Source organism: Fibrobacter sp. (genome assembly GCF_045131395.1).
Lineage (GTDB): Bacteria > Fibrobacterota > Fibrobacteria > Fibrobacterales > Fibrobacteraceae > Fibrobacter.
In genome coordinates, this window is record NZ_JBGUQY010000008.1 from 37882 (window position 1) to 64175 (window position 26294).

The following is a 26294-nucleotide window of genomic DNA, read 5'->3' on the forward strand; positions in this document are numbered from 1 at the left end:
ATATGCAATTAATTGCTGTATGTTGAATTATTCCAACTTGGAATATTTGGCTTTTTTAGCCAAATTCCAAGTTTTTAGCGAAAACGGCGGGGTAGGTGCTTGCCTTCGGCAACCCACCCGCTGTATTCGGCGGCGGCTGTGTACATCACGTCGGTGGAGGAGTTCAAGGCCGTTTCAAGGCTATCCTGTACGGCACCGATGATGAAGCCGACTGCAACCACCTGCATGGCCACGTTATTGGAAATGCCCAAGAAGGAGCAGGCCATGGGAATCAGGAACAGGGAACCGCCGGCAATACCGCTGGCACCGCAGGCACCGATGGTCGCCATGACGCAGAGGGTCAGGGCCGTGGGGAAGTCTACGGAAATGCCGAGTGTGTGGGCGGCAGCTAGGGTCATGATGGCGATGGTGATGGCTGCACCATTCATGTTGATGGTGGCACCCAGCGGAATGGACACGGAATAGAATTCGCGGTCCAGCTTCAACTCTTCGCAAGCATCCATGTTCACGGGAATGTTGGCGGCTGAGCTTCTGGTAAAGAGGGCCGTAATGGCGCTGCGCTTGAGACAGTAAATGACCAGCGGATAGGGATCCTGCTTGATGGCGAAGCTTACCACCAGGGGTGCGATAATGAATGTGGTAAAGATCATTGCGCCGGCAAGTACTGCGACCAGCATGCCGTAGGTCTTGAAGATGCCGATACCGTTGGTGGCAATGGAGGAGTGGATCAAGCCAAGGATGCCGAAGGGGGCCAGGTTGATGAGCCAGTGGACAATTGCCGTAACGGACTTGGTGATGTCTTGCAAGAGTTCCTTGGTGGAATCGCTGGCGTGTAGCTTGATGGCGATACCGAAGATGATTGCCCATACAAGAATACCGATATAGTTAGCCTCGGTAATGGCTTCGAAGGGGTTCGAAACGGCGCGGACAAGCAGGTTGTTCAAAATTTCGCCGATGCCCTTGGGTAAAATGGCGCTTGTGGTGGCTTCTTGAGCCAGTTGCAGGTTCTGGGGGAACAGGAAACTGGCTGCAACTGCAACGATAGAGGCTAGAATGGTGCTGACCATATAGAAGGCAAACACCTTTCCGAATCGTCTGTCCAGTGATGTATTGCTTGTAGAAAGCGAGTTCACGATCAATACGAACACCAGAATGGGGGCAATACCTTTCATGGCTCCTACGAATAGGACGCCTAGTTCGCCGATCCATTTTTGTCCGGGGAGAAATATGCCAAGGAGCGTGCCGAGCACGATTGCGATTGCGATACGGTAGTTCAACTTGGTGCCGTTGTATTTATCAAGAATCTTTTTGAACATATCATTCCTTTTGATTCAAACAGATAAACTAACCCTTCGACACAAATATAAAGAAAAAAAGGGGTTTTGTGATAAAAAAAACAGAAAAAATCCGTGTAATAAATGTATTTTATTCGATAAAGACAGGTTGTTTTGTATGGAACCGCTGCAATATACATCTCTTGCGCATGTATTTTTTGCAAACTGCGACCGGGAAAACTTCGCAGGGTGGTTCCACCGTACCTCCGATGGATGGGTCCATTTTTCGGGAACGAGACTGCGGCACGAAACCCAGTGCTTGGCCCTGGCTTTTAGGGCCCGTGGCCTTACCGCCGGAAAAAGTATCGGCATCGTGGCCGAAAGTTGCCCTGAATGGATTATGGCCGACGTGGCAACCCAGCTGAACCAGGCTCGGGTGGTGCCCCTGTTCCCGAATATTTCGGCGGAGAATTTCAATTACCAGTGTGACGACGCCTCGGTGCAGGTGCTGGTCCTGAATAATCTTTCGGACCTTTCGCCGACCATCGGTAGCCTCATGCCCAGGTTCAAGGCGGTTATTTGTATCGACAAGAACTCGGAGCTGCCGCCCAATGGGGCGTATTGGGATGACCTTGTGAAAGAAGGGGAAGTCCTGTCTAGACAGCCGGAGTCTTCACTTTGGCTGAACCAGCAGATGCATTCCCTGGATCCCGACGATGTGTTTTCGATTATTTATACCAGCGGATCCACTGGGGTTCCGAAGGGCGTGGAACTGACACACCGCAATATGATTTCGCAGATCCAGGTGATCAAGCGGGACTTTTTACGGATCAATAGCCCATCGGATGTGTGCCTTGTGGTTTTGCCCGTGGCTCATGCCTTTGAACGCATGTCGGTCTATTTTTATACCCTTTGCGGAGCCAAGGTTTATTTTGCCGATTCTCCGCGAAACATTGCCGAGAATGTCCGTGAAATCAGCCCCACGGTCATGACGGTTGTTCCAAGAATTCTGGAGCGCCTGTACGAAAGCATGACCGCTGCCGGCGAAAAGATTTGCGGAATTCAAAAATTTGTCTATGAACGGGCCATTGCCTATGCCAAGAACCGCGACCCCATGGAACGGCGTGGGCTGCTCTGCAATATTTACGACAGGCTGGTGTATCGTAGAATGCGCGATGCCATGGGCGGACGCTTCCGCTTGTTGATTTCGGGCGGTGGAGCCTTGAATAAATCCATTTGTCGGTTCCTCTTGAACGTGGGCTTTGATGTTTGTGAGGGCTACGGCCTTACGGAATGTTCTCCGGTGGTCAGCGTGAACAGGCCCGGTATTGCTCGGCCAGGGAGCGTCGGGCAGCCCCTTACCCATTTGCAGGTGAAAATCGGTGCACACAGCGAAGTGCTTGTTAAGGGTGACAGCGTGTTCAAGGGCTACCGTAACAGGGCTGACTTGAATGCCGAAATCTTTACGGAAGACGGATTCTTTAAGACGGGGGACCAGGGGTATTTCGACCGGGACGGTTACCTGTACTTGACGGGTCGCCTTAAGGAACTGCTGAAGACCAGTACGGGCAAGTACGTGAGCCCGAACCCCATAGAACTGGAATTGGGGCGTCACCTGTTGATCGAACAGGCTCTCGTGATTGCCAATGACCGTAAATTCGCTTCGGCGCTGCTTTTCTTGAATCCGGTGAATGCCAAGCGATTCCTGAAACGCGTGGGGAACAATTTCAACCTTGAAAAGGCCTTGAAGTCAAGGCGTATTCGGGAATCTATCAAGCGTCATGTGGAACGCGTCAACAGCAAGCTGAACCATTGGGAACAGATCCGCCAGTGGACTTTGATCGGTGACGAGCTGACCGTGGAATCTGGGCTCTTGACGCCCACATTAAAAATTCGGCGATCCGTAGCCGAAGCCCGGTTCGCCGAAGAAATCGAAAAAATGTACGAAGACGCGTCTAACTAGACGTATAGGTAATCGTTCAATACAGGCTGCAGGCCTTCGCCCGAGATGTCGCTGTACATGGCGTTGAAGCTGCGGCCGTCGTTGATTTCGAACTGTTCGTCGCCACCTTCGCCGTCATCGTGACCGCTGTATTTGCTTTCGTGGTCGCCGATGCCTGTAGAAACACCTGCAGAAACCTTGGTTGCTGCAATCTTCACGATGCCGTTGCGGAATTCCTTGCTTTCTCGGCTGGAAACCGTAATGCCCACGTACGGGAGGAAGATGCGGTAGGCGCAGAGCACCTGGCAGAGTTCCTTTTCGTGCACATCCAGCGGGTCAATTTTATCGTTGTTGATGATGGGGCGCAGTCGCGGGCAGCTGAGGCTCATTTCGGCGTGAGGATACTTCTTCTGCAAGAAATACACGTGGAGTGCGCTGGCTAAGGCGTCGCGGCGGAAGTCAGAAAGGCCGAGGAGAGCAGAGAAGGCAACGCCGCGCATGCCTGCCATCAGGGCGCGTTCCTGGGAATCGAAGCGGTACGGGAATACGCGCTTATGACCCATCAGGTGAAGTTGTTCGAAACGCACCTTGTCGTAGGTTTCCTGGAAAACTGTCACGTAGTCCACGCCGCATTCGTGCAGGTAGCGGTATTCGTCGGTATTCACCGGATAAACTTCCACACCTACCATGCGGAAATACTTACGGGCCAGCTTGCAGGCTTCGCCGATGTATTCCACGCTGCTCTTCGCGCGGCTTTCGCCTGTGAGAATCAGGATTTCTTCCATGCCGCTGTTGGCAATCACCTTCATCTCGTGCTCGATCTGCTCCATGGTGAGCTGCATGCGCTTGATGTGGTTGTAGCAGTTGAAGCCGCAATACACACAGTAGTTTTCGCAGTAGTTGGCGATATAGAGCGGCGTAAAGAAATAGACGTTATTGCCGAAATGCTTGCTGGTTTCGATTTTGGCCTTGGCGGCCATCTGTTCCAAGTAGGGAGCGGCGGCGGGTGACAGGAGTGCCTTGAAGTCTTCCAAGGTGCAGCGGTCATGTTCCAGGGCGCGCTTTACGTCCTTGCCGGTATACTTTGTGTAATCGTAATTTTCAGATTCAGAGAGAACTTTTTCGGCAATGTCCGACTGGATGACTTCCATGCCGGGCAAATAGTCCATAATGTTCGTGCGGGCACTTGGATCGTTCTCGATGCGGTGCTTTTTTGCGAGAGCTCCTTCCGAGAGGTAGCCAGAATCAAACAAGTAGTTATTTTCTTTTTTTTCGCCGTCCATTTCAGCAATGCCTTTTTAAGTCCGCACCAAATATAGTAAAGCGTTCGTTGCCACCGCGCTTGCATGGTTTTCTATATTTGTAATATGCTAACGATTAATGGACAGAGTGTGGATGCTGCTGGAAAGACTGTGGCGGAGTACCTTGCGGAAGCAGGGTACAATACCGTGCGCATTGCAGTTGAACGGAACGAAGAAATTGTTCCCAAGGCGAAGTATGCCGAGACGGTGCTGGCCGACGGCGACGTAGTCGAGGTCGTGAATTTTGTAGGTGGCGGCTGATGAACGCTGGAATGCCCTCTCGAGATGAAATGCTTGCCGCGCTTGAAAAGCGGCAGGGGAGTGAAGCGGTCCGAAAATTGCAGGCGGCCACGGTTGCCGTTTGCGGTTTGGGCGGCCTGGGCTCCAATATCTCAATCTCCCTGGCGCGTGCCGGAGTGGGCAAACTCATTCTGATTGATTTTGACAGCGTCGAGGTGACGAACTTGCATCGCCAGCAGTACAAGGCGTGCCAAGTGGGCAGGCCGAAGCCCGAGGCGCTGCTTGCGAACTTGAAAGAGATTGCGCCGTATACGGAGTATGAAACTCATTTTGAGAAAGTGACTGCCGAGAATGCGGAGGCGTTGCTTGCCAAGGCCGACGTGATTTGCGAGGCGTTTGACAATGCCGAGGCCAAGGCGATGCTCGTGAATACGGTGCTCGAAAGTATGCCCCAAAAGTACTTGGTGGCGGCATCTGGCATGGCGGGCTACGATAGCGGTAATTCGATTACGACTCGCAAAGTGACCAAGCGTTTTTATGTATGCGGTGATGGCAAAAGCGATGTGGCCGATGGAATCGGGCTCGTCGCGCCCCGCGTGATGCTTTGCGCCGCCCACCAGGCCCTGACCGTGATTCGCCTGATTCTTGGGCTTGAATAGATAAAATTTTTTATTCTGACAAGACCTTTTCTATATTTGGTTCCGATAAAAATGTGGCCTCTAAAAATTGCTTTGATGAAGAAAATTTGAGTGAGACCGAGTGCAAGCAGGAACGAGAAGTGGCGAATACTGGTGGTATTTGCCACTTTGAGAGACGAAATTGCACGATGTGTCGCAACCAAATTTTTGAGAATGAATTTTTAGAGGACGCATTGCAAAAAAGAAGGTTTTATGGACGACAAACTCGTTATCGGTGGTCACGAATTTAATTCGCGTTTTATCTTGGGTTCCGGCAAATACTCCCTCAAGTTGATTGAGGCTGCTGTGCGCGATGCTGGCGCAGAGATTGTCACTCTCGCCGTGCGCCGTGCGAATACGAAGGATCACGAAAACATTCTGGATTACATTCCGAAGGGTGTGACGCTGTTGCCGAACACTTCCGGCGCACGCAACGCCGAAGAGGCGGTGCGCATTGCGCGTCTTTCCCGCGAACTCGGCTGCGGTGATTTCGTCAAGATCGAAATCATGCGCGACACGAAGTACCTTTTGCCCGATAACTACGAAACCATCAAGGCTACTGAAACCTTGGCAAAAGAAGGTTTCGTAGTGATGCCTTACATGTACCCGGATTTGAACGTGGCGCGCGACCTCGTGAACGCAGGTGCCGCAGCCGTGATGCCGCTTGCCGCTCCCATTGGGTCTAACAAGGGTCTTTCTACCCGCGAATTTATCCAGATTCTCATCGATGAAATTGATCTGCCGATTATCGTGGATGCTGGCATCGGTAAGCCTTCGGAAGCATGCGCGGCCATGGAAATGGGCGCCGCCGCGATTATGGCGAATACCGCTCTTGCCACCGCCGGCGATTTGACCATGATGGCCCAGAGCTTCAAGCTTGCTATCGAAGCGGGTCGCAAGGCCTACTTGGCAGGCCTTGGGCGCGTGCTGACGCGCGGCGCTTCCGCCTCCGACCCGCTCACAGGATTCTTGAGAGATTAATAGGGGTTTTAGGGGCCGCGCCCCTAGGCGAAGGGGTAGCGAAGGATAAATAAAAAACGGCTCGTTGGAGCCGCTTTTTTTTGTTTAGCCGAAGTGAGGGGAATTCGTTCCCCTGTACAGACCGCTCGGCTCTATCGCATCAATTAAATGTGACTTCGCCTCGCTCTCGCCACCACGACTCATTTAGATGAGTCGCTTGTGGCTCACAGTTGATCGCTCGGCTCTATTTACTGAACATCAATCTGCACTTTATACATGGCCTTGCGCTGGGTGAGTGCGCCGCGGGGAGCCGTGGTGATGGTGAGGTTCTTCTTGGTCACGCCGGGTTGCTGCTGCAGGGTCTTGAGGAGTTCCTGGTTACGTGCTTCGGCCATGGCGAGGATTTCTTTTTCCATGGTCTTGCGGTCCAGTTCCTTGGCGTGTTCTGCGGCGTATGCGGCGTAGGCGCTGTCCTTGTCTTCGATGGCGACAATGGCCTTTTCGTCAAGTTCGTTGAGGGTTGTCTTGTTTTGGGTTGCCTTATAGAAGTCGGTCTTGAGCTTGTGCGTCTTGTAGGCTTCAACCGTCTTCTTCATGTTGAAGTTTTGCACGAAGTTCAGCTTTAGCTTCTTGTCCTTGGCGAGGACTTCCACCATCTTCTGTGCCTTGGCGTACTGTTCGCTGGTGAAGGAACTGGCCAGAGGGTCGATGTAGATTTCGTCGTTCTTGCCCAGGTCGATTCCGATTGCGCCTGCACCGGTAGCGGCCACGTTGCCCACGACTTTGAGCGGGGAGAGGGCCACCTTGATGAGCAGGTTCATCACGGTCTGCCACACGATCTTCAGGTAAGAGAATTCGGGATCCTGTACGTTGCCCTTCACGGGAACGTCGAACTCGATTTTGTCATCCTTGTCCTTGAGAATGTAGAGGCCAACCTTCATGGGAACGGTGAATTCCGGGTCGGTATTGGCGTCCTTGTCGGCGACGTCGATGTTGTAGATATCGATGGTGTTCTTACTATCGATATTCCAATCGTTCATCTTGTTTTCGCTGGCGAAAGCCATGGTGCCCGAGCTGATGGGGTAGCCGGTGTAGTGATGGCTATAGGGCGAGAAGTGCTTGAGGGCCAGGTTCTTTACGCTGATGTAGGCGTCCATGGTGCCGATGTCGGAGAGTGCGCCCTTGTATTTAAGGGTCAAGGCACCGCCTTCGGGGAAGGCTGCAGAAACGTTGATGGTGCAGGGCGTGTTGAAGTTGATGTTGGAGCCGTTGACGGCAATGTTGCTGACCTTGTAGTTGAAGGTCTGTTTCGGGGTGTGGTCGGTTGCGGTTACGTTGGTATTGACCACTTGCAGCTTGTTGATGACAGCCTTGAGGGGCTTGGACTTTTCGGCGGTCTTGGGAGCTTCTTTTTCTGTGGAATCGACCGGTGCGGCCTTGGTGGGCTTGTTCAGCGGTTCCAGCAGGACGTCGATGTTGGTCTTGCCGTCTTTGTAGAGATCCAGGTGTGCGTAAGCCCCGTTCACAATGACGGAATCCACGCGGAAGTCCATTTCGTTCAGGTTCGCCTTGGCTATGCCCACGCCCACATGAGAAACGCCCAAGGTCTTGCCGCTGGTTTCGGTAAGCTTGATGCCGTCAACGGAGACGGTTCCGCTTACGTTAGAAGAAAGAACGTTGTTCACGTTGCCGGCCACATTCAGGTTTACACCCAGGGATCCTTCAAAATCCTTGTACTTGATGAAGTCGTTGAGGTAGGGCTTGGCGACGGAGAGGGCCAGATTGTTGAGGGTGACGTTCACGCCGAAGTCCTGGGTCTTCATGTTGAACTGGACGTTGACGCCCAGGTCGCCACCGTTGGCGAACTTGAGGTTCACGCCGATGTCGGTATCCTTGTTGCTGAAGTAGACGGCGGGAATGGCGACGGAGAAGTCCTGGATATGGATCTTGGAGCCCACCTTCAGGTCTTCGTAAATGATATTGCCTTTTTCAAGCGTGATGTTTTCGACCGCGATGTTGAAGCCGATGGATTCGGTGGGGTCCAGGTTCAAGGCCTGAGCCGAATCGCTTGCAGGGGCTTCCTTGGCGGTGGAGCCGGCCGTAGAGTCGGCGGCGAACTTGTTCAGGATGTCGCTGAAGTTGAACTTGTCGCCCCTCTGTGCTACGCGGGTATAGAGGCCTTTCAGGTAGATTTCGCTGACGCTGATTTCTTTCTTGATCAGGTGCGAGGGGTTCACGTTAATGCGGAACTTCTCGAAGGCCACGAAGGGGGTGGTGCCGTCCGGTTCGTAGATGGCGAAATCATCGACGGTGACGGTAAACGAGAACGGGCTGAATTCCACGTTTTCGATTTTCATCTTGCGGCCGATGAGTTCCTGGGAGTGGTCGACGATGTAGTTCTTGGCGATGCCGGGGGCTACCTTGAGTGCGGCGAAGACGATAACGATCAATGCCGCGAGAACGATTAGGGCGATGTAACGTTTCTTCATGATGCCTTAAAAATAGAATTCTTGTTTTGTAGATGTGTGTTAATTTTTTTTAGAACGCCTTTTTCTATCTTTATACATATAATGGAAAATTCCTCCTTGAATAACGATTCCCTGAACGTCTTGATTTTGGCTGCCGGATTGGGGACGCGCTTGCGCCCGCTGACCAATGACATGCCGAAGCCCCTTGTTCCCGTGGTAGATGCCTCTATTTTGGACCTGCAGGCCCGAAAGGCCAGGGCCATCGGGAACGTGCGACTGCATGCGAATGCTCATTACCTGGCTGAACAGGTGGTAGCGGCAGGCAAGACCCTGGGATTCGAGAAGGTCTGGGTGGAATTGCCCGATATTTTGGGAACGGCGGGACCGCTGAAGCGCATTTATAATGAAGGCTACCGTGGTGGCCTCTTGATTATGAATGGGGACGCCTATTGCGATTTTGACCTGAAGGCGTTTGTGAAGAATGCCCAGGAACAGGCGGCTATGCCGAATGGGCCGCAGGTGGCTTTGCTGGCGGTGGATTTTCCGAAGGTGAATACCTTCCGCGTGGGTGCCGACGGTCGCTTGGCAGGCGTTGTCGGTCGTTTCGGTAGCGAAGAAGGTGCGCCCGCTACATTCTCGGGCGTATCTTGGTACAGCGATGAAGCTTTGTCCAGAATCCGTGACGGTGAATTCGACATCCGTGAATTCTGGAAGCAAGAGATTGCCGCGGGTCGTGCCCCCTTTGTGGACATGACGCAGTTGCATGCCACCTGGATCGATATGGGGTCGCCCGAAGGCTTGATGTCGGCGGTGGAGGCTCGCCTTAAAGAATTGGGCCGCAGCCCGGATGAAGCCGTTGTGGAAGTTGGCATCACGATTCCTGCCGGCGTTACCCTCAAGCATTCCGTAATTTATGAAGGTGCCGAGATAAAGGCCGGCGAAGTAATTGAAAACGAAATCCGCGGTCGCGGTTTTAAGTGGAACGTTTAGATATGCGCAAATTCAGAGTAGTACTTGTTGAACCGGAACATCCCCATAACGTTGGCTTCGTGGCTCGCGCCATGCATTGCTACGCCCTCGATGAACTTTATATCGTTTATCCGAAACGTGACAAGGTAATTGAAAATTCTTACCATACCGCCCCGAATAGTCACGAAGTCCTGGATAAGGCGACCATCGTGCATAAGTTCGAAGATGCAATCGGCGATTGTGCCTGCGCCGTCGCTTTCAGCCGTCGTATTTACGGTTCTGCGATTAAACACACCATGATGCCGGGGCTTGCGGAACTCTTGCCCGAGAACGGAACCATTGCGCTGGTGTTCGGTCGCGAATCTTGCGGCCTTGAAACCGAAGAAGTGAACGCATGCACTTACCAGTGCGAAATTCCGGTGCCGGGACTCATGAGCCTCAACTTGGCTCAGGCTGTAACGGTGGGCCTTTATGAACTTTGCCGCAGCGGTGCGCTCGCAAATGGTGAAGGTCGCGCCAAGCGCGGAAGCAAGGGTGCCTGCGAAACGGCTCCTGCTACCATCGACCAGATTGACAGCTTCAAGAAGTTCTTGGACCGCTATTTGACGGGCCAGTATCACGACCAGTCCTGGCGAGATAACTTCCTCAACACATTGTTGCAGCGCCTGCACCCCACACGCAACGAACTTTCTGCATTGTTCGGCCTTATTCGTAACCTTGCTAAAAAGCCAGCTCGCTTGGAGCAGGCTGCTGACAAGGCTGCTGCACAAGCCGCAAAAGTTGCCGAAGCCGCTGAAACCGCAGAATCCTAGCCTATGGAAATCGAATACAACATCGCTGGAAGAATCTTGAAGGATGGCGAAACCCGCGCCATCTCACTTGCTGAGATTCTTTCATCGGCAGGTGTTGCGAGCGCTGCTGACCTTTCCGAAGAAACCCTCGCCGCCTACTGCAAGTCGGTTTCCGAGCAGAACGCCTGCAAGGTGTATGTATGGAAAGACCGCGAGGAATACGGCAACGCAAATGTGTTCAACGGCGGCTCCGATTACGAAGTCGTGAACGAAGTTTGCTTTCTGGTGGTGTGCGATTGCGGACAAGAGGTGGTACGTGAAACCACGAATCACTGGAACGAAAAGATTGATGAAGTCATTTAGAGACTAACCATTTTATATTTGCATTATGACCACGAAAACGATTAAGATTCAGTATTTGGACGATTCCATTCCGCGCCTGACCTATGTGGGCGGCAAGTCGGATTGGATTGACCTTGCGGCGGCAGAGACCGTGACTCTCAAGAAGGGCGAGTTCCGTCTGATTCACTTGGGGGTGGCCATGAAGCTCCCTGAAGGCTACGAGGCGCACATTGCCCCGCGCAGTTCTACGTTCAAGAATTTCAAGATCTTGCAGGCGAATTCTGTGGGCGTGGTGGATTCCAGCTACTGCGGTGCCAACGACTGGTGGAAAATGCCTGTCTACGCCACCGAAGACGTGACCATTGAGAAGGGGAGCCGCATCGCGCAGTTCCGTATCATGGAAATCCAGCCTACGTTGACTTTCGAAGAAGGTGTGCTCGACGGTGCTGACCGCGGTGGCTTCGGCTCTACCGGCGTTTAGAAAATTTTTGTTAACAAAACCTGGTTTCTAATAACTTGTATCTATTGATGGAGGTCGCGGTGAAGTTGCCGCGACTTTTATATATTTCCCCTACACAGTTAGGCATGGGCCTACTAGGATTTTTTAACATCAAAAGGAAAAACATGAAACGTCTCCCCATTGTTGCTATCGCAGTATGCTTCGCCGGTCTCGTAGCCTGTAACCAGGCTTCTGCTGGCGGTTCGTTCAACCAGCAGGCCAGGCTCGACAACCTGGAGAAGGAATTCAAGCAGGTCAAGGAAGAATTCGAAATCATCAAGTACGCTCTCGACAAGCGCGGCATTTCCCTGGAACAGGCCCGTGCCGAAATGGAAGCCGACAACAAGGTTTGGGACATTCCCGATGAAGATAGCCCGGTTTTCGGCAACACCAAGAACCCGAAGCTCACCATTGTTGAATTCACCGAATTCCAGTGCCCGTACTGCTCTCGTATCGCTCCGGTGATGCAGGAACTCAACAAGAAGTACCCCGACCAGATCAAGTTCGTGTACAAGCACTTCCCGCTCAGCTTCCACTCCAACGCCCGCGCCGCTGCCGCTTCTTCTATCGCAGCCCAGAAGCAGGGCAAGTTCTGGGAATACCGCTACGCTCTCGCTCCGCATAGCCGCGAACTCGGCGATTCTATCTATGTCGAAGTTGCCAAGCAGATCGGTTTGAATGTGGAACAGTTCAAGAAGGACATGGTTCTCGACTCTGCCATGAACGCCCGTATCGACAAGGACTTCCAGCTCGGTACCGAAGTCGGCGTGCAGGGCACCCCGAACTTCTACATCAACGGCAAGCGTCAGGACCGTTTCAGCCCGGACCTCGTCGAAAAGCTCTTGAAGGAAGCCAAGTAATCGCCTGGGCGGTTCAATCTGTAAACGCGACTTCGTGTCGCGTGCTCCCTTTTTTAGCACAAAAATTTTAATTTCAAAATCAAACTAAACACAACCAAAAGGACACGATCATATGATGAAGCGTACATTGACTGCCGCTACCGTCGCCCTCCTCGGCTTCGGTGTAACGGCTACAATGGCTCAGCCGAAAGCACCGCGCGTAGTTCCTTACAAGTTCTTCGACGAACAGTATCGTCAGGGGGGCTTTGACTACGCATACGGCGGCAAGAGCAAAGGTATCACCATTACGAAGGACGGCGGCTACAAGTCTAAGGCTGCCTTGAACATTAAGCTCGACCCGAGCGAATATTCGGGCGCTTCTGTTTGCTTGTACAACGAAACCTTCGACCTCAACAAGTTCATTCTCGACTCCAAGCTCGAGTTCATGATCAAGGGTAAGAAGGGTGGCGAATCCGTCAAGGTCGGCCTTTTGGACGAAGAAGTTTCTGACGGAAAGAAGACCCAGGTTGTCCTTCCGATGAACAAGTACATCGAAGGCGGCGCCATTACGACGGAATGGAAGAAGGTTTCTATTCCTCTCGTGGACTTCCCGGATCGTGGTCTCTACTGGGACAACACCCGTAAGTCCGAATTCCCGGCCCGTATCGACTGGGACAAGATTGCTGAAATCCGTTTCTCCATCGACAAGAGCGGTGCAAAGGATTTCGAAGTCTGGGTTGACAACATCGAAATCGTCAAGGGCAACAAGAAGGCCAAGCCTAAGGCCAAGATTGTTTACTGGGATGAAAATACCGATGTCATCAATGGCCCGAAGAACCCCGAAAAGCTCGACGGCAAGGTTAAGCCGGTCGCTAACGGCGTGTTCTACTCTGACGGCCTGAAGGGCTTCAGCTACAGCTACGGTGGTCTCTCTGCCCAGCGTGAAGCTGATTCCAAGACTCCGGGTAACAAGAACGTTCTCGCCCTCTATATCGATAACAACGACTGGTCCGGCGTGACCTACTCCATTGGCGAAGGCAAGTACATTGACCTTTCCAAGGTTCGCAATAAGGGCGGTCTCTATTTCTGGATCAAGGGTAAGCTCGGCGGCGAAAAGGTGTACGTCGGTATCCTCGACAACCAGGGCAACGACATCAAGAGCCAGACCAAGATCAGCCTGAACGACTGGATTGAAGGCTCCAAGGTCGGCACCGACTGGAAGCTCGTGAAGATTCCTCTGAAGAAGTTCAACGACAAGGGTAAGGCTTGGGACGCTAACAAGCAGGCCGAAGTCGCCAAGGACATGCAGTGGAACAAGATTCAGGAAATCCGCTTCTCTGTGGGCAAGGGTGAAAACGCAGGCGAACCGGGCAAGCCGGCTCCTGTGACCATCTTTGTTGACCAGATTACCTTCACCGAAACCATCGACTGGGTTGACCCGGATATCAAGTGGGACAACTGGAAGTCTAAGGCTCCGGACATGGTTATTTCTGACTTCGAAGGCAAGTTCGCCAAGGATGTGTGGGAACCGTCTAAGGGCCCGAAGTCCAAGGTCGAAGTGGAAATGCCGTTCAAGACCTCCAAGCTTGATGGCAACTCCCTCAACGTGAAGCACTTCGAAATGTCTGACTGGGTTGACGTCGTGCTCGACCTTGCCAAGAATAGTGCTAACCACGATGCCAAGGGCCGTGACTGGACCAACCACTGGGGCATCATGTTCGACGTCTACTCTGAACGCGCATGGCAGTCCATCACGGTTCAGGTGGGTGACGCCGGTAACGAACTCTTCGTTGCCAACACCGGTGTTCCTCGCGGTCGTACCACGGTGATCGTGCCGTTCCGCGCATTCTCCAAGTTCCCGTACTACCAGCCGCCTAACGCCAAGGAAAACGGCCAGTTTGACCTCAAGGGCGTTGTCTCTCTCGACTTCAAACCGGGTGGAGAAGGCTCTAACGGTAGCTTTGAAATCGACAACATCAAGCTCACCAACCAGAAGGAAGTCAAGGCTGCTGAACGTCCGGCTCTCGTGAAGGTTGAAGTCAAGGGTACCGGCGACGTGATCAACCCGAACATCTCGGGCGGCCTCTTCGGTATCAACGCTGCTCTTTGGGATGGCGACATGCTCGACAATCCGAAGTTCAAGGTTCAGACATCCGAATACGCCAAGCGCATCAACCACGGCATCATCCGTTACCCGGGTGGTCTCCGTGCCGATGACGACCACTGGAAGGAAATCCTCGACAACCACGACTGGATGGTCGATACCGACGAATTCCTCGCCTGGTTGAAGAAGACTGGTTCTAACGCCATGTTCACCGTGAACTTCGGTTCCGGCACCGAACAGGAAGCCGCCGCTTGGGTGAAGCACACCAACATCGACAAGAAGGCCGGCATCGTTTACTGGGAAATTGGTAACGAAGTCTATGGTAACTGGCACCCGTACTATGAAAAGTATGGTAAGGACGGCGGTACCATTTATGGTAAGCGCGCCCGTAAGTTCATCGAAGCCATGAAGAAGGTTGACCCGACCATTAAGGTTGCAGTCCTCGGCGTGCTCGATGGCCAGTGGAACGATAACGTGCTCAAGGAAACCGGCGACATTGCCGACGGTCTCATTGTTCACCACTACCCGCAGCACTTCGGTGAAGAAAATGACTTCGCCATGCTCTCTGCTCCGCAGGACCTCGTTCCTATCTACAGCCGTCTCCACAAGGTTGTGGACAAGTGGACCAGCCACTTCAATAAGGACAAGAAGATTGAACTCTGGCTCACCGAATGGAACTCCGTGGACTTCAACCCGGGTCCGCAGACCATCGCTCTCGAAAACGGTCTGTTCGTTGCTGACTACCTCGCTATGCTCGCCACCGAAAACGTGGACAACGCACAGTACTGGGATATCCACAACGACATCACTCCGGAAGGCGGTGACTACGGTTACCTGACCCGTTCTGCAGAAGAATGCATGAACTGCCCGCGTCCGAGCTACTGGGCATTCCAGATGGCTTCCGACGCTCTCCGCGGCAAGCTCCTCAAGACCGAAATCACCGGTGACAAGGAATCGCTCATCACGACCTACTACACCGAAAACGGCAAGAAGAAGAGCCTCCTCGTGATCAACAAGAGCCCGTACAGCGACTACGAACTCAAGTTGAACATTCCGGGCTTCAAGGGCAAGGCCACCGTCCAGACTCTCGACAAGAGCTCCGAAAAGCTCAAAGAAGGCTGGGCAAACGATCCGTCCAAGAAGGCCAAGAAGGGTGTTGACGTAAGCAAGCCGATCAAGGTTGGCAAGCGCACCGTCACCCTTATCACGGTGGAATAAGGAATATCATTCCGGCTTAACCGCCGGAATCCGCCTTTAAAGAAACGCCTCGGCTCTGCCGGGGCGTTCTTTTTATGCAATCTTTATAAGTATATTTTCAAAAAAATGGAGATAAATGTGTTTCGTAATCTTTTTTTGATAGGATTCTCTTTTATATTGTGCTTTTTCTTTTTCTCCTGTGGAATCTCAACGGGAGGAGGTGATGGTGCTTCTGGCTCTTGTCAAAATGTTTTGAAAGTTCATCCCCAAAAAATGAATTTGTCCGTTGAATTAGATTGTCCATATGACAGTACATGTGATGCAAGGTTGTTGTTTGAGAATATGGAATATTCGGATTCATTGAATAGTTGTTATGGGAATTTTGAGTATTTGTTCGTTTCTGAAAAACAAAGGTTAAAAATCCATAGATTTGAAGAAATATCTGTAGCTTTAGATTCTGAAGAACATATCCGTTTTTCTTTGCTAGATGAGACTAATACTGAGAAATATTATGATGTTGACCTGTCTAGAATTATTCATTCTTTCGAAGTTGTAGGGGATTCTGTAAAAATTGATATGCTAAGTGCTGGTTTTTCTGAGATACGGATGGATTGTCCTTCTTCTTGGGAACGATGCCGTTTTGATTCGGACTATGAATATGTTATGGTTGGCATGGATTCAACATGGTCGAATGGATTTACATTTGATCAATATTTATATAATCAAAGCTCGATGGAATCCGACAGCATACATGTTTATGGAAAAATAGAATTTAGATAAAAACGGCAGCTTTAAGCTGCCGTTTTTAAGTATGAATTAAAGAACTTGTGAGTTATCGTTCCAGGCGGAAGTAGACTGCGGCGAGGGGCGGGAGCTTGATGTTCAAGCTGCATTCGCGATTCTGCCACGGAATGTCCTGCGTCCAGACTTCGCCAAAGTTACCCACGTTGCTGCCACCGAACATAGAGGCGTCGGTGTTGAAGATTTCTTTCCACTTGCCGCGGGTCGGAGCGCCGAGGCGGTAGTCGTTGCGGACCACCGGCGTAAAGTTGAAGACGCACAGGATTTGGTTCCCGTGGTCGTCCTTACGCACGAAGCTCACGATGGAATTGTCGGCATCGTCGCACCAGATCCATTCGAAACCGGTGTAGTAATGGTCGATTTCCCAGAACGGCGCGTTTTCCTTGTACAGGTGGTTGAGCGTCTTCATCATCTGCAGCAGCTTTCCGTGGCTGTCCCAGCTGACCAGGTGCCAGTCGAGGGAGCGCTTTTCGTTCCATTCACGGAACTGACCGAAATCGTTGCCCATGAAGTTGAGTTTCTTGCCCGGATGCGCGTACTGGAATGCGTAGGTGAGGCGGAGGTTTGCAAATTTCTGCCAGTTGTCACCTGGCATCTTGCCGAGCATGGAACCCTTGCCGTGCACCACTTCGTCGTGGCTGAAAACCTGGATGAAGTTTTCGCTGTAGGCATACACCATGCTGAAGGTCAGCTGGTTGTGGTGATACTTACGGTGAATGGGTTCGTGCTGAATGTAGCTCAGGAAGTCGTTCATCCAGCCCATGTTCCACTTGTAGTGGAAGCCGAGGCCGCCCTGTTCAGGCGGGCGCGTGATGCTGGGGAAGCTGGTAGATTCTTCGGCAATCAAGATTGCATGGGGCGTAAGACGGCCCATGATGCTGTTCAAGTGCTTCAGGAATTCCAGCGTGTCATAGTTGATATTGCCGCCGTCCTTGTTCGGGACCCACTGGCCGGGGCCCTTACCGTAGTCGAGGTAGAGCATGGATGCCACAGCGTCGACGCGGAGGCCGTCGCAGTGGAATTCCTTGAGCCAGTACATGGCGTTGGCGATAAGGAAGTTCTTGACTTCGTTACGGCCCAGGTTAAAGATGTAGGTGCCCCAGTGCGGGTGTTCGCCCTGGCGCGGGTCGGCATGTTCGTAACAGGCGGTGCCGTCAAAACGGCCCAGGGCGTGGGCGTCTTTCGGGAAGTGGGCCGGAACCCAGTCCACAATTACGCCGATTTCGTTCTGGTGGCAAAGGTCCACAAAATGGCGGAACTGGTCAGGCGTACCGTAGCGGCTGGTGGGGGAGTAATAACCGGTGACCTGGTAGCCCCAGGATTCGTCCAGCGGGTGTTCAGCCAGCGGCAAGAATTCCACGTGGGTGTAGCCCATTTCCTTGAGGTAAGGAATCAGGGTTTCTGCCAATTCGTCCCAGTTCAGGAATCGGTCCGGATTTGCGGGGTCGCGACGCCAGGAGCCAGCGTGGACTTCGTAAATGTTCATGGGAGAACCGAAGACCTTGGTTGCCCAATGGGTTGTCATGTAAAGGTCGTCGCCCCATTCATAGCCATCAAGGTGTGTGGTAATGGAGGCTGTTGCCGGGCGAACTTCGCTAAGCTTTGCCAGCGGGTCCACCTTTACGTGGAGGTTGCCATCGGCACCGTGGATTTCGAAACGGTAGAGTTCGCCTTCGCCAATGTTCGGGATAAAGATTTCCCAAATACCGGTGGAACCTAGCATGCGCATCTGGTGGCGGCGGCCGTCCCAGCTGTTAAAGCTGCCGACTACCGAAACGGCACGGGCGTTGGGAGCCCAGACTGCGAAGTGTACGCCTTTAAAGCCCTGGTGTTCTACAAGGTTTGCACCGAGCTTGCGGTACAGTTCGTAATGGGTGCCCGAGCTGATCAGGTGGCGGTCAAAGTCGCTAAGTACAGGGAGGAATGCGTAGGGGTCGGTAAGGGTGTATTCGTTATTGTCGCCCTGGCGAATGATCAAGTTATAGAAGAAGGGTTCGTATTCCTTGTCGAGAATAGCTTCGAAGAAACCCGTATCGCCAAGCTTGATAAAGTCGAATTCAAATTCGCCATCGCAGGATTCGCCGCGGATAAAGCTTGCCTGCGGCTGGTAAGTACGAATCACCGTCTTCACACCGCGGTCCGTATTCAGCGGGTGCAAACCTAAAATCGAAAACGGATCCTTTGTATTAAAATCCCAAATGGCACGCATGTCTTCCGAAGTCAAGCTCGTGAAGTCATTCCATTCCATACAATACTCCTGTAAAACACCTAGTTGTAACGTCGTAAATATAACTTAATAATAAAAAAATCGGCCTGCGCAATTCTATATTTGGGCCATGTACAGGCGAGTCCTAACAATTCAAGATATTTCGTGCTTTGGGCAATGTTCCCTGACGGTGGCGTTGCCGATTATTTCTGCATGTGGTGTAGAGACGGCAGTGCTTCCGTCGGCAATTCTTTCGACTCATACGGGTGGCTTTACAGGCTGGACTTTCCAGGACCTTACCAAGGAAATGTTGCCTATCAGTGAGCATTGGAAATCCATTGACGTCCGCTTTGACGCTTTCTATACCGGTTATCTGGGTTCTATTGAGCAAATTAACATGGTGAAACACATCATGGAGACCAACGGTGTCGATTGTGCCATGCGTGTGGTGGACCCGGCTATGGCCGATAACGGTGCGCTTTACCCCGGTTTCAACATGGAATTTGTGGCAGCCATGAAGGACTTGTGTGCCCATGCCGATGTTTTGCTCCCGAACATGACCGAAGCCTGCATGCTGACGGATACGGAATACAGCGAAAACGTGGACCGCGCCACGGCAGAAACCCTTTGCAAAAAGATTTGCGAATTGGGGACTGGTTCCGTGGTCTTGACCGGTGTGGGTTTCCGTCCGGGCTATACGGGCGTGCTGCTTTATGACGGCAAGGAATTCAACTATTACGAACACCGCAAGATCACCAAGGGCTTTAACGGCACGGGCGACTGCTATGCCTCTGCCTTTGTGGGTTCCTTGCTGCGCGGGCGTTCCATGGTCGACGCGGCCCGAATTGCGGCGGACTTTGTGCTGGAATGCATCGAAAAGACCTACGAAGATAAATCTCACTGGTATGGTGTGAAGTTTGAACTGGCCCTGCCGAACTTGATCAAGAATTTGGCGAACGAATAGGAGCTTTTATGGCAATTGCAATGGAAGAAACTGTAGAACCGATGCAATATACCCAGGTGTTCAAGGTGACGCCTGAAATGATTGACGATAACCATCACTTTAATAACGTGTGGTCGGTACAATGGATTCAGGATATTGCCATTGCCCATTCCGATTCTGTCGGTGGAACCACCTTGATGCGTGAACTGGGGGCTGGCTGGATGATCCACGTGCAGCATGTGGAATACAAGAACCAGGCCTTCTTGGATGACGAAATCCGCGGAACCACGTGGGTGGCTGCCTACGGAAAAGTGGCCAGCTTGCGCAAGTGCCGCTTTGAACGCGTCTCTGACGGCAAGGTGATTTTCGAATCAGAAACCCAGTGGGTGCTTGTGGACATGAAGCGTGGACGCCCCATGGCCATTACCGACGAAATGAAAAAACTCTACGTCGGGCACTAAAGTGATTCTGGCGTGCGAAGCGCGCCGGAAACCATCCATTTCATTATTAAAAGTTCTTCAAAAAAAATTTCATAAGCCTCTGCATTTTTGCGCGGAGGCTTTTTTCGTTGTCTTTGTGGTAGGGCGGGTAGAAGAACTGCATGGTGTCGAATGCACCTTGACGCATCACGTTGCGTTCGTGACTGAAGGTCTTGAAACCGTAAATTCCGTGATAATTGCCGGTGCCGCTCATGCCCACGCCGCCGAAGGGAACCGAGTTGTTTGCGATTTGTAGAATGCAATGGTTCACGCAGGCGGAGCCCGATGTAGTGCGGGCGATGACTTCGTTGATTTTGTTTTCGGTTTTCCCGAAGATATAGAGCGCAAGCGGTTTCGGGCGGACTTGTACGAATTGGATGGCTTCGTCAATGTTTTCGTAGGCGATGATCGGGAGAATGGGTCCGAATATTTCGGAATCCATAATGTGCATGTCGGCGGTGATTCCCATGAGAATGGTCGCGGGAGTGTAGCGGTTCTCGATGTCTTCGGGTGCGAATTGTGCGCCAATGACAGCCGTTGCTCCCTTGGCGATAGCGTCCTGAATCAACGATTGATGGCGTTCGACGGTGTTGCTTTCGACGATATGCACGAAATTTTCGGAAAGGCGGCGCGCCTCTTCGGTTTCGCCGTACATTTGGGCGATGTTCTTTGCAATTTTTTCTGCAAGCGGTTGTACTAGCTTTTTAGGACAAAGTAGATAATCGGGGGCAATGCAGGTCTGACCGGCGTTGAGTGTCTTTCCCCAGGCAAGTTTCTTGGCGGCATCCTTGATGTTTACGTCTTCGAGGACAATGGCAGGTGACTTTCCGCCGAGTTCAAGAGTGACGCCGGCATGTACTTTTGCGGCGCATTCTGCCACATGGGCCCCGATCTTGGGACTTCCGGTAAAGAACATGTGGTCAAAGGGGAGTGCCAGCAGTGTGTCTCCGATTTCAGAACCTGCGCCCTGCACCACGGCAACTTCGTTCTGCGGAAAAACTTCTTTAACAATCGACTCGATGACTTCCGCAACGTGTGGGGTCTTATGGCTCGGTTTTGCAATTACGACATTTCCTGCCGCAACGGCCGCTACCACAGGCGCAAAGAACAGCAAAAATGGGTAATTCCACGGAGCCATAATCAGTACGCGGCCCTTAGGCTCAAAATGGCTCACGCTCTGGCTAGTGGGGAACAGGGGGCTCCAGCGGCCATCCTTGTCTTCCATCCATTCGTCAAGGTGTGCGACGGTATGGTCTATTTCTTGGAGGGCGGGGAATACTTCGCTGAGCCAGGCCTCGGTTTTCGGCTTGTGGAAATCGGTCCAGACGGCATCGTAAAATTCTTGCTGTCGAGCCACAATGGCCTTGCGGAGTTTCAAAATCTTCGCGATACGCTCTTTGGCGGTACTCTTTGCGACTGCCCAGCGATTTTTTCCCTGTTCTTCGAAAATAGAATTCAACGAGTCGATCATGGAAAATAATATAATATTTTTTTATAAATTATAAACATGGCTAGTTTGATTGAATTCAAGGGTAAAAAGCCCGTTCTCGGCGAACGCGTGTTTATCGCGGAAGGTGCCAAGGTCATTGGCGATGTAGAAATTGGCGATGATTCGTCGGTGTTTTACAATGCTGTCATACGTGCAGACTTGGCCGAAATACGTATCGGTAAGCGGACCAATATCCAGGACAACGCCACCATTCATCTATCGACAGGTGTCGGGGTGCATGTGGGTGACGATGTGACGGTAGGCCATAATGCCATTTTGCATGCTTGCGATGTGGACGACCACGTGCTGATCGGTATGGGGGCAATCCTCATGGACGGTGCGCATATCAAGTCGGACAGTGTGGTGGCTGCCGGTGCGGTGGTGACACAGAATAAGGAATTCCCGGAACGCAGCCTGATTGTGGGGGCTCCGGCCCATGTGGTGCGCGAACTCACAGAAGACGAAATTCGCAAATTTCACGAAAATGCGGAACATTATTTGGTGATTAAAGACGAGTTGAGAAATTCTTAACGCTTTTTTGCTATAAAAAACTTTGCGTTGAACACGATCTCCGATATAATTATATTTTACACATAAATGTATAAGTTTGTCTTTCTCATCAATCCGATTAGTGGCGGCGGCCAGGGCAAGGTGATTCACCAGTATTTGCCCGAAATTATGTCTTCTCTGAATTACACAGAAGACCAGTGGAAGGCCGAATTTACCAATATCGATGGGTTGGACAATCAAATTCGGGAAGCCCTTGCAAATACCGAAAAGCTGGTGGCCGTCGGTGGTGACGGAACGGTTTCGTCGGTGCTTTCGGTGATGGTTTCGTCGGAGTTTGCAAAATCTGTAAAAATCGGCCTGATTCCCCTTGGAACAGGTAACGATTTAGCCCGAGTGCTGAACCTTTACAAACCTTATGTGGACAAGGGCCTCTTGTTCCTGGTGCGTCGCTTGCTGCAAGCGAAGGCGCGCCCCTTCGATATCTGGAAGGTGAACGGAAAACTGGCCTTTGCCAACTATTTTTCGGGCGGAATCGATGCCCGAATCGCTCACGATTTTAATCGGGCCCGCGCCAATGGAGAATTCAATTCGAATTCCGTGCTGGTGAACAAGCTGCACTATGTCAAGAGCTTTTTCGCAGACCGTTCCTACGCCCTCAAGAAAGGCAAGCTTTCGTTTGTGGACGCCGAAGGCCGCAGCTGGCAAAAGATTTTGGACGGTCACCGCACCGTGATTGTGGGCAATATCCCGAGTTTTGCAAGCGGAGCCAATCCCTTCTACAAGTCGGACATGGCTGACGGCCTGCTGGAAATCGTATGTGTGCCGAACATGTTCAGGTTCTTGCTGGCCATTGCTGTCGGAAACCTGCCTGTCATCGGGAATCTGGTCAAGAAGTATTTCATCAAGACTCGCAAGGCCAAGTCCATTAAGTTGGAATTTGCCGAAGACGAATTCTTGCAACTCGACGGCGAAGACTTGAGCGGCAAGCTTGGCGGCCATGTAGATATCGACTTTGCCTGCAAGGTGCAGATTATGGCGCTGGGGGAGTGATGTTTTCGGTCGAAGCCATCCTCGAATACCTGCGCACAAGTGAATCAATGGAATGTAAGGTCTTGCGTGCGTCTGCGGACGGCGCAACCTTGAGCGGATTTGCCGCCCTTTCTCAGGCTACCGAAAACGATGTGAGTTTTTGGGTGGGCCGCATCGAAAGCGTGACTCATGCGAATGGTCCGTCTAACGATGAACTTTTGAAGGTGCGGGCGGGGCTCCTGTTCGTGCCCATGGATTTGGCTGAACAGAATGCTGCTGAGACTGCGTCGGAAGTTTTTCCGCATGTGAAGAACCTTGTGGCGGTAGCCGAACCCTACCATGCCATGGTGAAGTTCTTGGAACATTTTGTGGGCAATTCCTTTACCGAGAATATGTCTGTTGGTGGCGAGATTCACCCGACTGCCGTGGTAGAAGGCTTTGTGGATGAAGGCTGCTTTGTGGGCCCCGGCTGCGTCGTGATGCGCGGTGCCAGTGTCGGCCGTAATTGTCGCCTGGAATCCAACGTGACCATTTACCCGAATGTGGTGGTGGGCGAGGGCTGCATCTTTCAGGCAGGAGTCGTTGTCGGTAGCCGCGGATTTGGATTCTACGAGCATGAAGGCGAACGCCGCATGGTGCCGCATTTTGCAGGAGTCCGAATCGGGAACCGCTGCAGCTTTGGCGCAAATACCGTTGTTGCGGCAGGCTTTATTTCTCCCACCACGATTGGCGACAACTGTCATCTAGATTCCATGGTTCAGATTGCGCACAACTGCGTTCTCGGCAATAACATTTACATGGCCTCGCAGACGGCGCTTGGCGGCACCACGATTCTCGAGGACGGCGTGCAATTTGCAGGCGGAGCAAAGGCCGCGGGCCACTTGACCGTGGGTAAGAATGCCATCGTTACCGCGAAAGCGGGCGTGACCAAGAGCGTTCCCGCAGGCAAAACTGTGGCCGGATTCCCGGCCATCGATATCGAAATCTGGCGTCGTCAAATGGTTGAACTCCGCCTGATGGCGAAGAAAAACCTGAAGTGATTTGCAGTTTTCTATTTTATACTGCTAAATGTCTAACGAAATTGTTTTTAAATCTCGCAGCCTGAGTTTCGGGCAGACTTCTGTGTCGGTGGAACCGCTTGAAAAGGACCCGCAGAAAACGCCCTATGTGGATTGGAATGTGGGCGGCAAGCCTTTTTACCGCTCCGATTGTCCCAAGCTTTTTTCGGATTTGGAATTTGTGGTGCGCCGTACGGCGGGCTATCGTCTTCGCGACTCTGTGCAGGATTCTTCGGCGCAGTCGAAGGATTCGCTCACGCTTTGGTCACCGGAGCATTTGGCCCCTGTTTTCTTGATGTGGCCACACCGCCGTTTCCGCGTGAATCTCGTAGATGGTGCTCAACCCGAAGTCCCCATGATGGACGGCTCTGCGATTCCGTTCTTCTGCCAGCTCCGCCGTCTTTGCGGCGCGCCCGAAGAATTGCTCTTTTACGATGCCCCAGTTCATGCCGAATGGGATTTGCATGCCTTCGGCACGTCATCGCGAGGAGCCGTAGGTGACGAAGCGATCTATGGCCATGTGCGCATTGCGCCGGCCGAGACGTTTGAAGTGGAATACGTGCTGGACCGCAATACCGCCCGCGACGGGTACGAATTGCATTCGGCCGCATCCGTTTCCATTTATTCGCCCGAGAACCTGTACCAGATTTTCATGGCCCGCACCTTTATCCACCAGGTAGAACTGGACCGTGCCCGTGCGGCAGGCCTGCTTGCCGGTGTCGATGAATCTTGCGGCCTCTTGCTCGATGCGGGGGATTGCGCTCAAAATAGTGTGTGCTCCACCAAATTCCGCATTGCAAACGAACCTGCGATGCATAAAATACTAGATTTGATTGGAGACTTAAGCTTTATTTGTCCGGCCCTTCCCAGGGTCAGAATCGAAATCACCAACGGTGGGCATACTTCCCACCACCAAATCATGGAGAAAATCATTCCTTATGTCAATGCTGGAATCTTTACCCAAGTCTAACGTCGATGGAATCCTTTACGATGCCGAAGTCGTTCACAGCGTGCTTCCGCAGAAGGCTCCGTTTGCCTTTGTCGATGAAATCTTGAGCCTTGATGCCGAAAACATGGAAATCGTTGCCAAGTGGCACTTGACCGGTGAAGAAGGTTTTCTCAAGGGACATTTCCCGGGCAATCCGGTGCTCCCGGGCGTGATTCAGATTGAATCCATGGCCCAGGCCGCTACGCTCCTCACCATGATTGGTCGCGAAGCCGAAACTACTGGCAAGCGCCCCGCCTTCATGGGTGTGGAAAACTGCCGTTTCCGCGCTCCGGTGATTCCGAAGGCCGAAATCGTGCTCAAGGCTAAGCTCATCATGGCTCGCCACGGCATTTACAAGTACAGCGGCGAACTCCTGACCGTCGATGCCGAAGGTAAAGAAACCCTCTGCACCAAGGCCGACTTCAGCGCCGCTATGGTGTAAATCGCTTTTTAACGGATATAAAGAAAGCCGGGTTTTGCCCGGCTTTTTTATTTTTAAGGATCCAGCAGGTCGCCACGAATTACTTCGACCTGGTCACCGATTAAACTGATGATGTTGGTCGGATTAATTTCGATGGGGCCGCAGTCCACCATCATTTCGACGGAGTGCTCAAAAGTTTTCCAGATTTCGTCGGGGTCGTACATGTCTTCTTCGGTGAGCTTGGCAGCCGTGCTTAGGATGGGTTTGTCAAAGTGCTGGAAAAGTTCCTTGAAGAAGGGGTGCGTGGGCATTCTCACGCCAATTTCAGGGCGCTTGACATCCAGGCGACGGGCGATATGCGGGTCGGCAGGCAGAATAAAGGTGTAGGGCCCGGGCACGCGGGGCTTCATGATGTTGAAGGCGAAGTTGTCGACGCGGGCGTAATCGGTGGCTTTGCGAATGTCCGGAATAATGAGGGCCATGAAGAACTTCTTCATGGGCTTCTTGAGGGCATAAAGCTTGTGGATTGCCTTGGGTGATTCGGCATTGCAGCCGATGGCGTAACCAGATTCAGTGGGGTAGAGTACCAAACCGTCGTCTTCCAGGGCGGCGGCAGCAAGCTTTACGATTCGTGCTTGCGGATTTACTGGGTGTACTTCAAATCGCATGGCGATAAAATAGTAAAAACATAGGAAATTGCAATAGTTGATTTAATGGCCTAAAAACTCAAGTTTCTTGCTGTTCTGCCCGTCAATTTTTCTATTTTG

At 52.2% G+C, this 26294-nt stretch carries 24 protein-coding genes; 18 read left to right on the forward strand and 6 right to left on the reverse strand.

The window, feature by feature from the left end:
- Positions 1 to 74: 74 nt before the first annotated feature.
- Positions 75 to 1316: a serine/threonine transporter SstT gene (gene sstT, locus ACJMNB_RS04490; protein ID WP_405339413.1), complete on the reverse strand. Its 1242-nt coding sequence runs from the start codon at positions 1314 to 1316 to the stop codon at positions 75 to 77.
- A gap of 136 nt (positions 1317 to 1452) precedes the next feature.
- Here sstT and ACJMNB_RS04495 point away from each other — a divergent pair, with 136 nt between their 5' ends.
- Positions 1453 to 3237 carry an AMP-dependent synthetase/ligase gene (locus ACJMNB_RS04495; protein WP_405339415.1) on the forward strand — a complete coding sequence of 595 codons (1785 nt, stop codon included), beginning with the start codon at positions 1453 to 1455 and terminating at the stop codon, positions 3235 to 3237.
- Here ACJMNB_RS04495 and thiH read toward each other — a convergent pair.
- A complete protein-coding gene (gene thiH / locus ACJMNB_RS04500; RefSeq protein ID WP_405339417.1) occupies positions 3234 to 4499 on the reverse strand; it encodes a 2-iminoacetate synthase ThiH in 1266 nt (421 codons plus the stop codon). The genes ACJMNB_RS04495 and thiH overlap by 4 nt on opposite strands.
- A gap of 84 nt (positions 4500 to 4583) precedes the next feature.
- Here thiH and thiS point away from each other — a divergent pair, with 84 nt between their 5' ends.
- The 3 genes from thiS (at position 4584) to ACJMNB_RS04515 (ending at position 6415) form a co-directional block, all read left to right on the forward strand.
- On the forward strand, positions 4584 to 4778 hold the full coding sequence (gene thiS, locus ACJMNB_RS04505; protein ID WP_072978161.1) for a sulfur carrier protein ThiS: 195 nt from the start codon (positions 4584 to 4586) through the stop codon (positions 4776 to 4778).
- Positions 4778 to 5416: a thiamine biosynthesis protein ThiF gene (gene thiF / locus ACJMNB_RS04510; protein WP_405339419.1), complete on the forward strand. Its 639-nt coding sequence runs from the start codon at positions 4778 to 4780 to the stop codon at positions 5414 to 5416. Before thiS ends, thiF begins: the two co-directional genes overlap by 1 nt.
- Positions 5417 to 5647: 231 nt before the next feature.
- On the forward strand, positions 5648 to 6415 hold the full coding sequence (locus ACJMNB_RS04515) for a thiazole synthase (RefSeq protein WP_405339421.1): 768 nt from the start codon (positions 5648 to 5650) through the stop codon (positions 6413 to 6415).
- A 227-nt stretch (positions 6416 to 6642) separates the two neighbouring features.
- On the opposite strand, the gene ACJMNB_RS04520 is transcribed toward ACJMNB_RS04515, so the two are convergent.
- On the reverse strand, positions 6643 to 8883 hold the full coding sequence (locus ACJMNB_RS04520) for a DUF748 domain-containing protein (RefSeq protein ID WP_405339423.1): 2241 nt from the start codon (positions 8881 to 8883) through the stop codon (positions 6643 to 6645).
- An 81-nt stretch (positions 8884 to 8964) separates the two neighbouring features.
- Here ACJMNB_RS04520 and ACJMNB_RS04525 point away from each other — a divergent pair, with 81 nt between their 5' ends.
- The 7 genes from ACJMNB_RS04525 (at position 8965) to ACJMNB_RS04555 (ending at position 16383) form a co-directional block, all read left to right on the forward strand.
- A complete protein-coding gene (locus ACJMNB_RS04525) occupies positions 8965 to 9852 on the forward strand; it encodes a sugar phosphate nucleotidyltransferase (RefSeq protein ID WP_405339425.1) in 888 nt (295 codons plus the stop codon).
- 2 nt (positions 9853 to 9854) lie between these two features.
- Positions 9855 to 10643, forward strand: a complete 789-nt coding sequence (locus ACJMNB_RS04530; RefSeq protein WP_405339427.1) for an RNA methyltransferase — start codon at positions 9855 to 9857, stop codon at positions 10641 to 10643.
- A 3-nt stretch (positions 10644 to 10646) separates the two neighbouring features.
- Positions 10647 to 10985, forward strand: coding sequence for a hypothetical protein (locus ACJMNB_RS04535; protein ID WP_405339429.1), 339 nt, complete (start codon positions 10647 to 10649; stop codon positions 10983 to 10985).
- Positions 10986 to 11010: 25 nt separating this feature from the next.
- On the forward strand, positions 11011 to 11445 hold the full coding sequence (locus ACJMNB_RS04540) for a dUTP diphosphatase (protein ID WP_405339431.1): 435 nt from the start codon (positions 11011 to 11013) through the stop codon (positions 11443 to 11445).
- Positions 11446 to 11588: 143 nt separating this feature from the next.
- Entirely contained in the window at positions 11589 to 12323 is a 735-nt protein-coding gene (locus tag ACJMNB_RS04545) for a thioredoxin domain-containing protein (RefSeq protein ID WP_405339433.1), read from the forward strand.
- A gap of 112 nt (positions 12324 to 12435) precedes the next feature.
- Positions 12436 to 15624, forward strand: coding sequence for a carbohydrate binding domain-containing protein (locus tag ACJMNB_RS04550; RefSeq protein ID WP_405339435.1), 3189 nt, complete (start codon positions 12436 to 12438; stop codon positions 15622 to 15624).
- A gap of 117 nt (positions 15625 to 15741) precedes the next feature.
- Positions 15742 to 16383, forward strand: coding sequence for a hypothetical protein (locus ACJMNB_RS04555; protein ID WP_405339437.1), 642 nt, complete (start codon positions 15742 to 15744; stop codon positions 16381 to 16383).
- Between the two features lie 52 nt (positions 16384 to 16435).
- On the opposite strand, the gene glgB is transcribed toward ACJMNB_RS04555, so the two are convergent.
- On the reverse strand, positions 16436 to 18652 hold the full coding sequence (gene glgB / locus ACJMNB_RS04560; protein WP_405339439.1) for a 1,4-alpha-glucan branching protein GlgB: 2217 nt from the start codon (positions 18650 to 18652) through the stop codon (positions 16436 to 16438).
- Positions 18653 to 18740: 88 nt separating this feature from the next.
- Between glgB and ACJMNB_RS04565 the strand changes: the two genes are divergently transcribed.
- Complete coding sequence (locus ACJMNB_RS04565) at positions 18741 to 19574, forward strand: pyridoxamine kinase (RefSeq protein WP_405339441.1); 834 nt, start codon at positions 18741 to 18743, stop codon at positions 19572 to 19574.
- Positions 19575 to 19582: 8 nt separating this feature from the next.
- The gene (locus ACJMNB_RS04570) at positions 19583 to 20014 is read left to right on the forward strand and encodes an acyl-CoA thioesterase (protein WP_405339443.1); all 432 of its coding nucleotides are present in this window, start codon (positions 19583 to 19585) and stop codon (positions 20012 to 20014) included.
- A 46-nt stretch (positions 20015 to 20060) separates the two neighbouring features.
- Here ACJMNB_RS04570 and ACJMNB_RS04575 read toward each other — a convergent pair whose 3' ends face one another.
- Positions 20061 to 21503, reverse strand: coding sequence for an aldehyde dehydrogenase family protein (locus ACJMNB_RS04575; RefSeq protein WP_405339445.1), 1443 nt, complete (start codon positions 21501 to 21503; stop codon positions 20061 to 20063).
- Between the two features lie 36 nt (positions 21504 to 21539).
- Here ACJMNB_RS04575 and ACJMNB_RS04580 point away from each other — a divergent pair, with 36 nt between their 5' ends.
- The 5 genes from ACJMNB_RS04580 (at position 21540) to ACJMNB_RS04600 (ending at position 25548) form a co-directional block, all read left to right on the forward strand.
- Positions 21540 to 22052 (forward strand): gamma carbonic anhydrase family protein, encoded by a 513-nt coding sequence (locus ACJMNB_RS04580; protein WP_405339447.1) that lies wholly within the window; start codon positions 21540 to 21542, stop codon positions 22050 to 22052.
- Between the two features lie 66 nt (positions 22053 to 22118).
- The gene (locus tag ACJMNB_RS04585) at positions 22119 to 23081 is read left to right on the forward strand and encodes a diacylglycerol/lipid kinase family protein (RefSeq protein WP_405339449.1); all 963 of its coding nucleotides are present in this window, start codon (positions 22119 to 22121) and stop codon (positions 23079 to 23081) included.
- A complete protein-coding gene (locus tag ACJMNB_RS04590) occupies positions 23081 to 24100 on the forward strand; it encodes a DapH/DapD/GlmU-related protein (protein WP_405339451.1) in 1020 nt (339 codons plus the stop codon). The genes ACJMNB_RS04585 and ACJMNB_RS04590 overlap by 1 nt, the downstream gene beginning before the upstream one ends.
- Before the next feature lie 28 nt (positions 24101 to 24128).
- Positions 24129 to 25088, forward strand: a complete 960-nt coding sequence (locus ACJMNB_RS04595; protein ID WP_405339453.1) for a UDP-3-O-acyl-N-acetylglucosamine deacetylase — start codon at positions 24129 to 24131, stop codon at positions 25086 to 25088.
- Positions 25063 to 25548 carry a 3-hydroxyacyl-ACP dehydratase FabZ family protein gene (locus ACJMNB_RS04600; RefSeq protein WP_283429302.1) on the forward strand — a complete coding sequence of 162 codons (486 nt, stop codon included), beginning with the start codon at positions 25063 to 25065 and terminating at the stop codon, positions 25546 to 25548. The genes ACJMNB_RS04595 and ACJMNB_RS04600 overlap by 26 nt, the downstream gene beginning before the upstream one ends.
- Before the next feature lie 53 nt (positions 25549 to 25601).
- Here the strand turns inward: ACJMNB_RS04600 and ACJMNB_RS04605 are convergent, their stop codons facing one another.
- A complete protein-coding gene (locus ACJMNB_RS04605) occupies positions 25602 to 26195 on the reverse strand; it encodes an L-threonylcarbamoyladenylate synthase (protein ID WP_405339456.1) in 594 nt (197 codons plus the stop codon).
- Positions 26196 to 26294: the final 99 nt, after the last annotated feature.

Coding starts and splice junctions, on each gene's coding strand:
- sstT (WP_405339413.1), bottom strand. CDS start 1,316: ATGTTCAAAAAGATTCTTGATAAATACAACGGCACCAAGTTGAACTAC.
- ACJMNB_RS04495 (WP_405339415.1), top strand. CDS start 1,453: ATGGAACCGCTGCAATATACATCTCTTGCGCATGTATTTTTTGCAAAC.
- thiH (WP_405339417.1), bottom strand. CDS start 4,499: ATGGACGGCGAAAAAAAAGAAAATAACTACTTGTTTGATTCTGGCTAC.
- thiS (WP_072978161.1), top strand. CDS start 4,584: ATGCTAACGATTAATGGACAGAGTGTGGATGCTGCTGGAAAGACTGTG.
- thiF (WP_405339419.1), top strand. CDS start 4,778: ATGAACGCTGGAATGCCCTCTCGAGATGAAATGCTTGCCGCGCTTGAA.
- ACJMNB_RS04515 (WP_405339421.1), top strand. CDS start 5,648: ATGGACGACAAACTCGTTATCGGTGGTCACGAATTTAATTCGCGTTTT.
- ACJMNB_RS04520 (WP_405339423.1), bottom strand. CDS start 8,883: ATGAAGAAACGTTACATCGCCCTAATCGTTCTCGCGGCATTGATCGTT.
- ACJMNB_RS04525 (WP_405339425.1), top strand. CDS start 8,965: ATGGAAAATTCCTCCTTGAATAACGATTCCCTGAACGTCTTGATTTTG.
- ACJMNB_RS04530 (WP_405339427.1), top strand. CDS start 9,855: ATGCGCAAATTCAGAGTAGTACTTGTTGAACCGGAACATCCCCATAAC.
- ACJMNB_RS04535 (WP_405339429.1), top strand. CDS start 10,647: ATGGAAATCGAATACAACATCGCTGGAAGAATCTTGAAGGATGGCGAA.
- ACJMNB_RS04540 (WP_405339431.1), top strand. CDS start 11,011: ATGACCACGAAAACGATTAAGATTCAGTATTTGGACGATTCCATTCCG.
- ACJMNB_RS04545 (WP_405339433.1), top strand. CDS start 11,589: ATGAAACGTCTCCCCATTGTTGCTATCGCAGTATGCTTCGCCGGTCTC.
- ACJMNB_RS04550 (WP_405339435.1), top strand. CDS start 12,436: ATGATGAAGCGTACATTGACTGCCGCTACCGTCGCCCTCCTCGGCTTC.
- glgB (WP_405339439.1), bottom strand. CDS start 18,652: ATGGAATGGAATGACTTCACGAGCTTGACTTCGGAAGACATGCGTGCC.
- ACJMNB_RS04565 (WP_405339441.1), top strand. CDS start 18,741: ATGTACAGGCGAGTCCTAACAATTCAAGATATTTCGTGCTTTGGGCAA.
- ACJMNB_RS04570 (WP_405339443.1), top strand. CDS start 19,583: ATGGCAATTGCAATGGAAGAAACTGTAGAACCGATGCAATATACCCAG.
- ACJMNB_RS04575 (WP_405339445.1), bottom strand. CDS start 21,503: ATGATCGACTCGTTGAATTCTATTTTCGAAGAACAGGGAAAAAATCGC.
- ACJMNB_RS04580 (WP_405339447.1), top strand. CDS start 21,540: ATGGCTAGTTTGATTGAATTCAAGGGTAAAAAGCCCGTTCTCGGCGAA.
- ACJMNB_RS04585 (WP_405339449.1), top strand. CDS start 22,119: ATGTATAAGTTTGTCTTTCTCATCAATCCGATTAGTGGCGGCGGCCAG.
- ACJMNB_RS04590 (WP_405339451.1), top strand. CDS start 23,081: ATGTTTTCGGTCGAAGCCATCCTCGAATACCTGCGCACAAGTGAATCA.
- ACJMNB_RS04595 (WP_405339453.1), top strand. CDS start 24,129: ATGTCTAACGAAATTGTTTTTAAATCTCGCAGCCTGAGTTTCGGGCAG.
- ACJMNB_RS04600 (WP_283429302.1), top strand. CDS start 25,063: ATGCTGGAATCTTTACCCAAGTCTAACGTCGATGGAATCCTTTACGAT.
- ACJMNB_RS04605 (WP_405339456.1), bottom strand. CDS start 26,195: ATGCGATTTGAAGTACACCCAGTAAATCCGCAAGCACGAATCGTAAAG.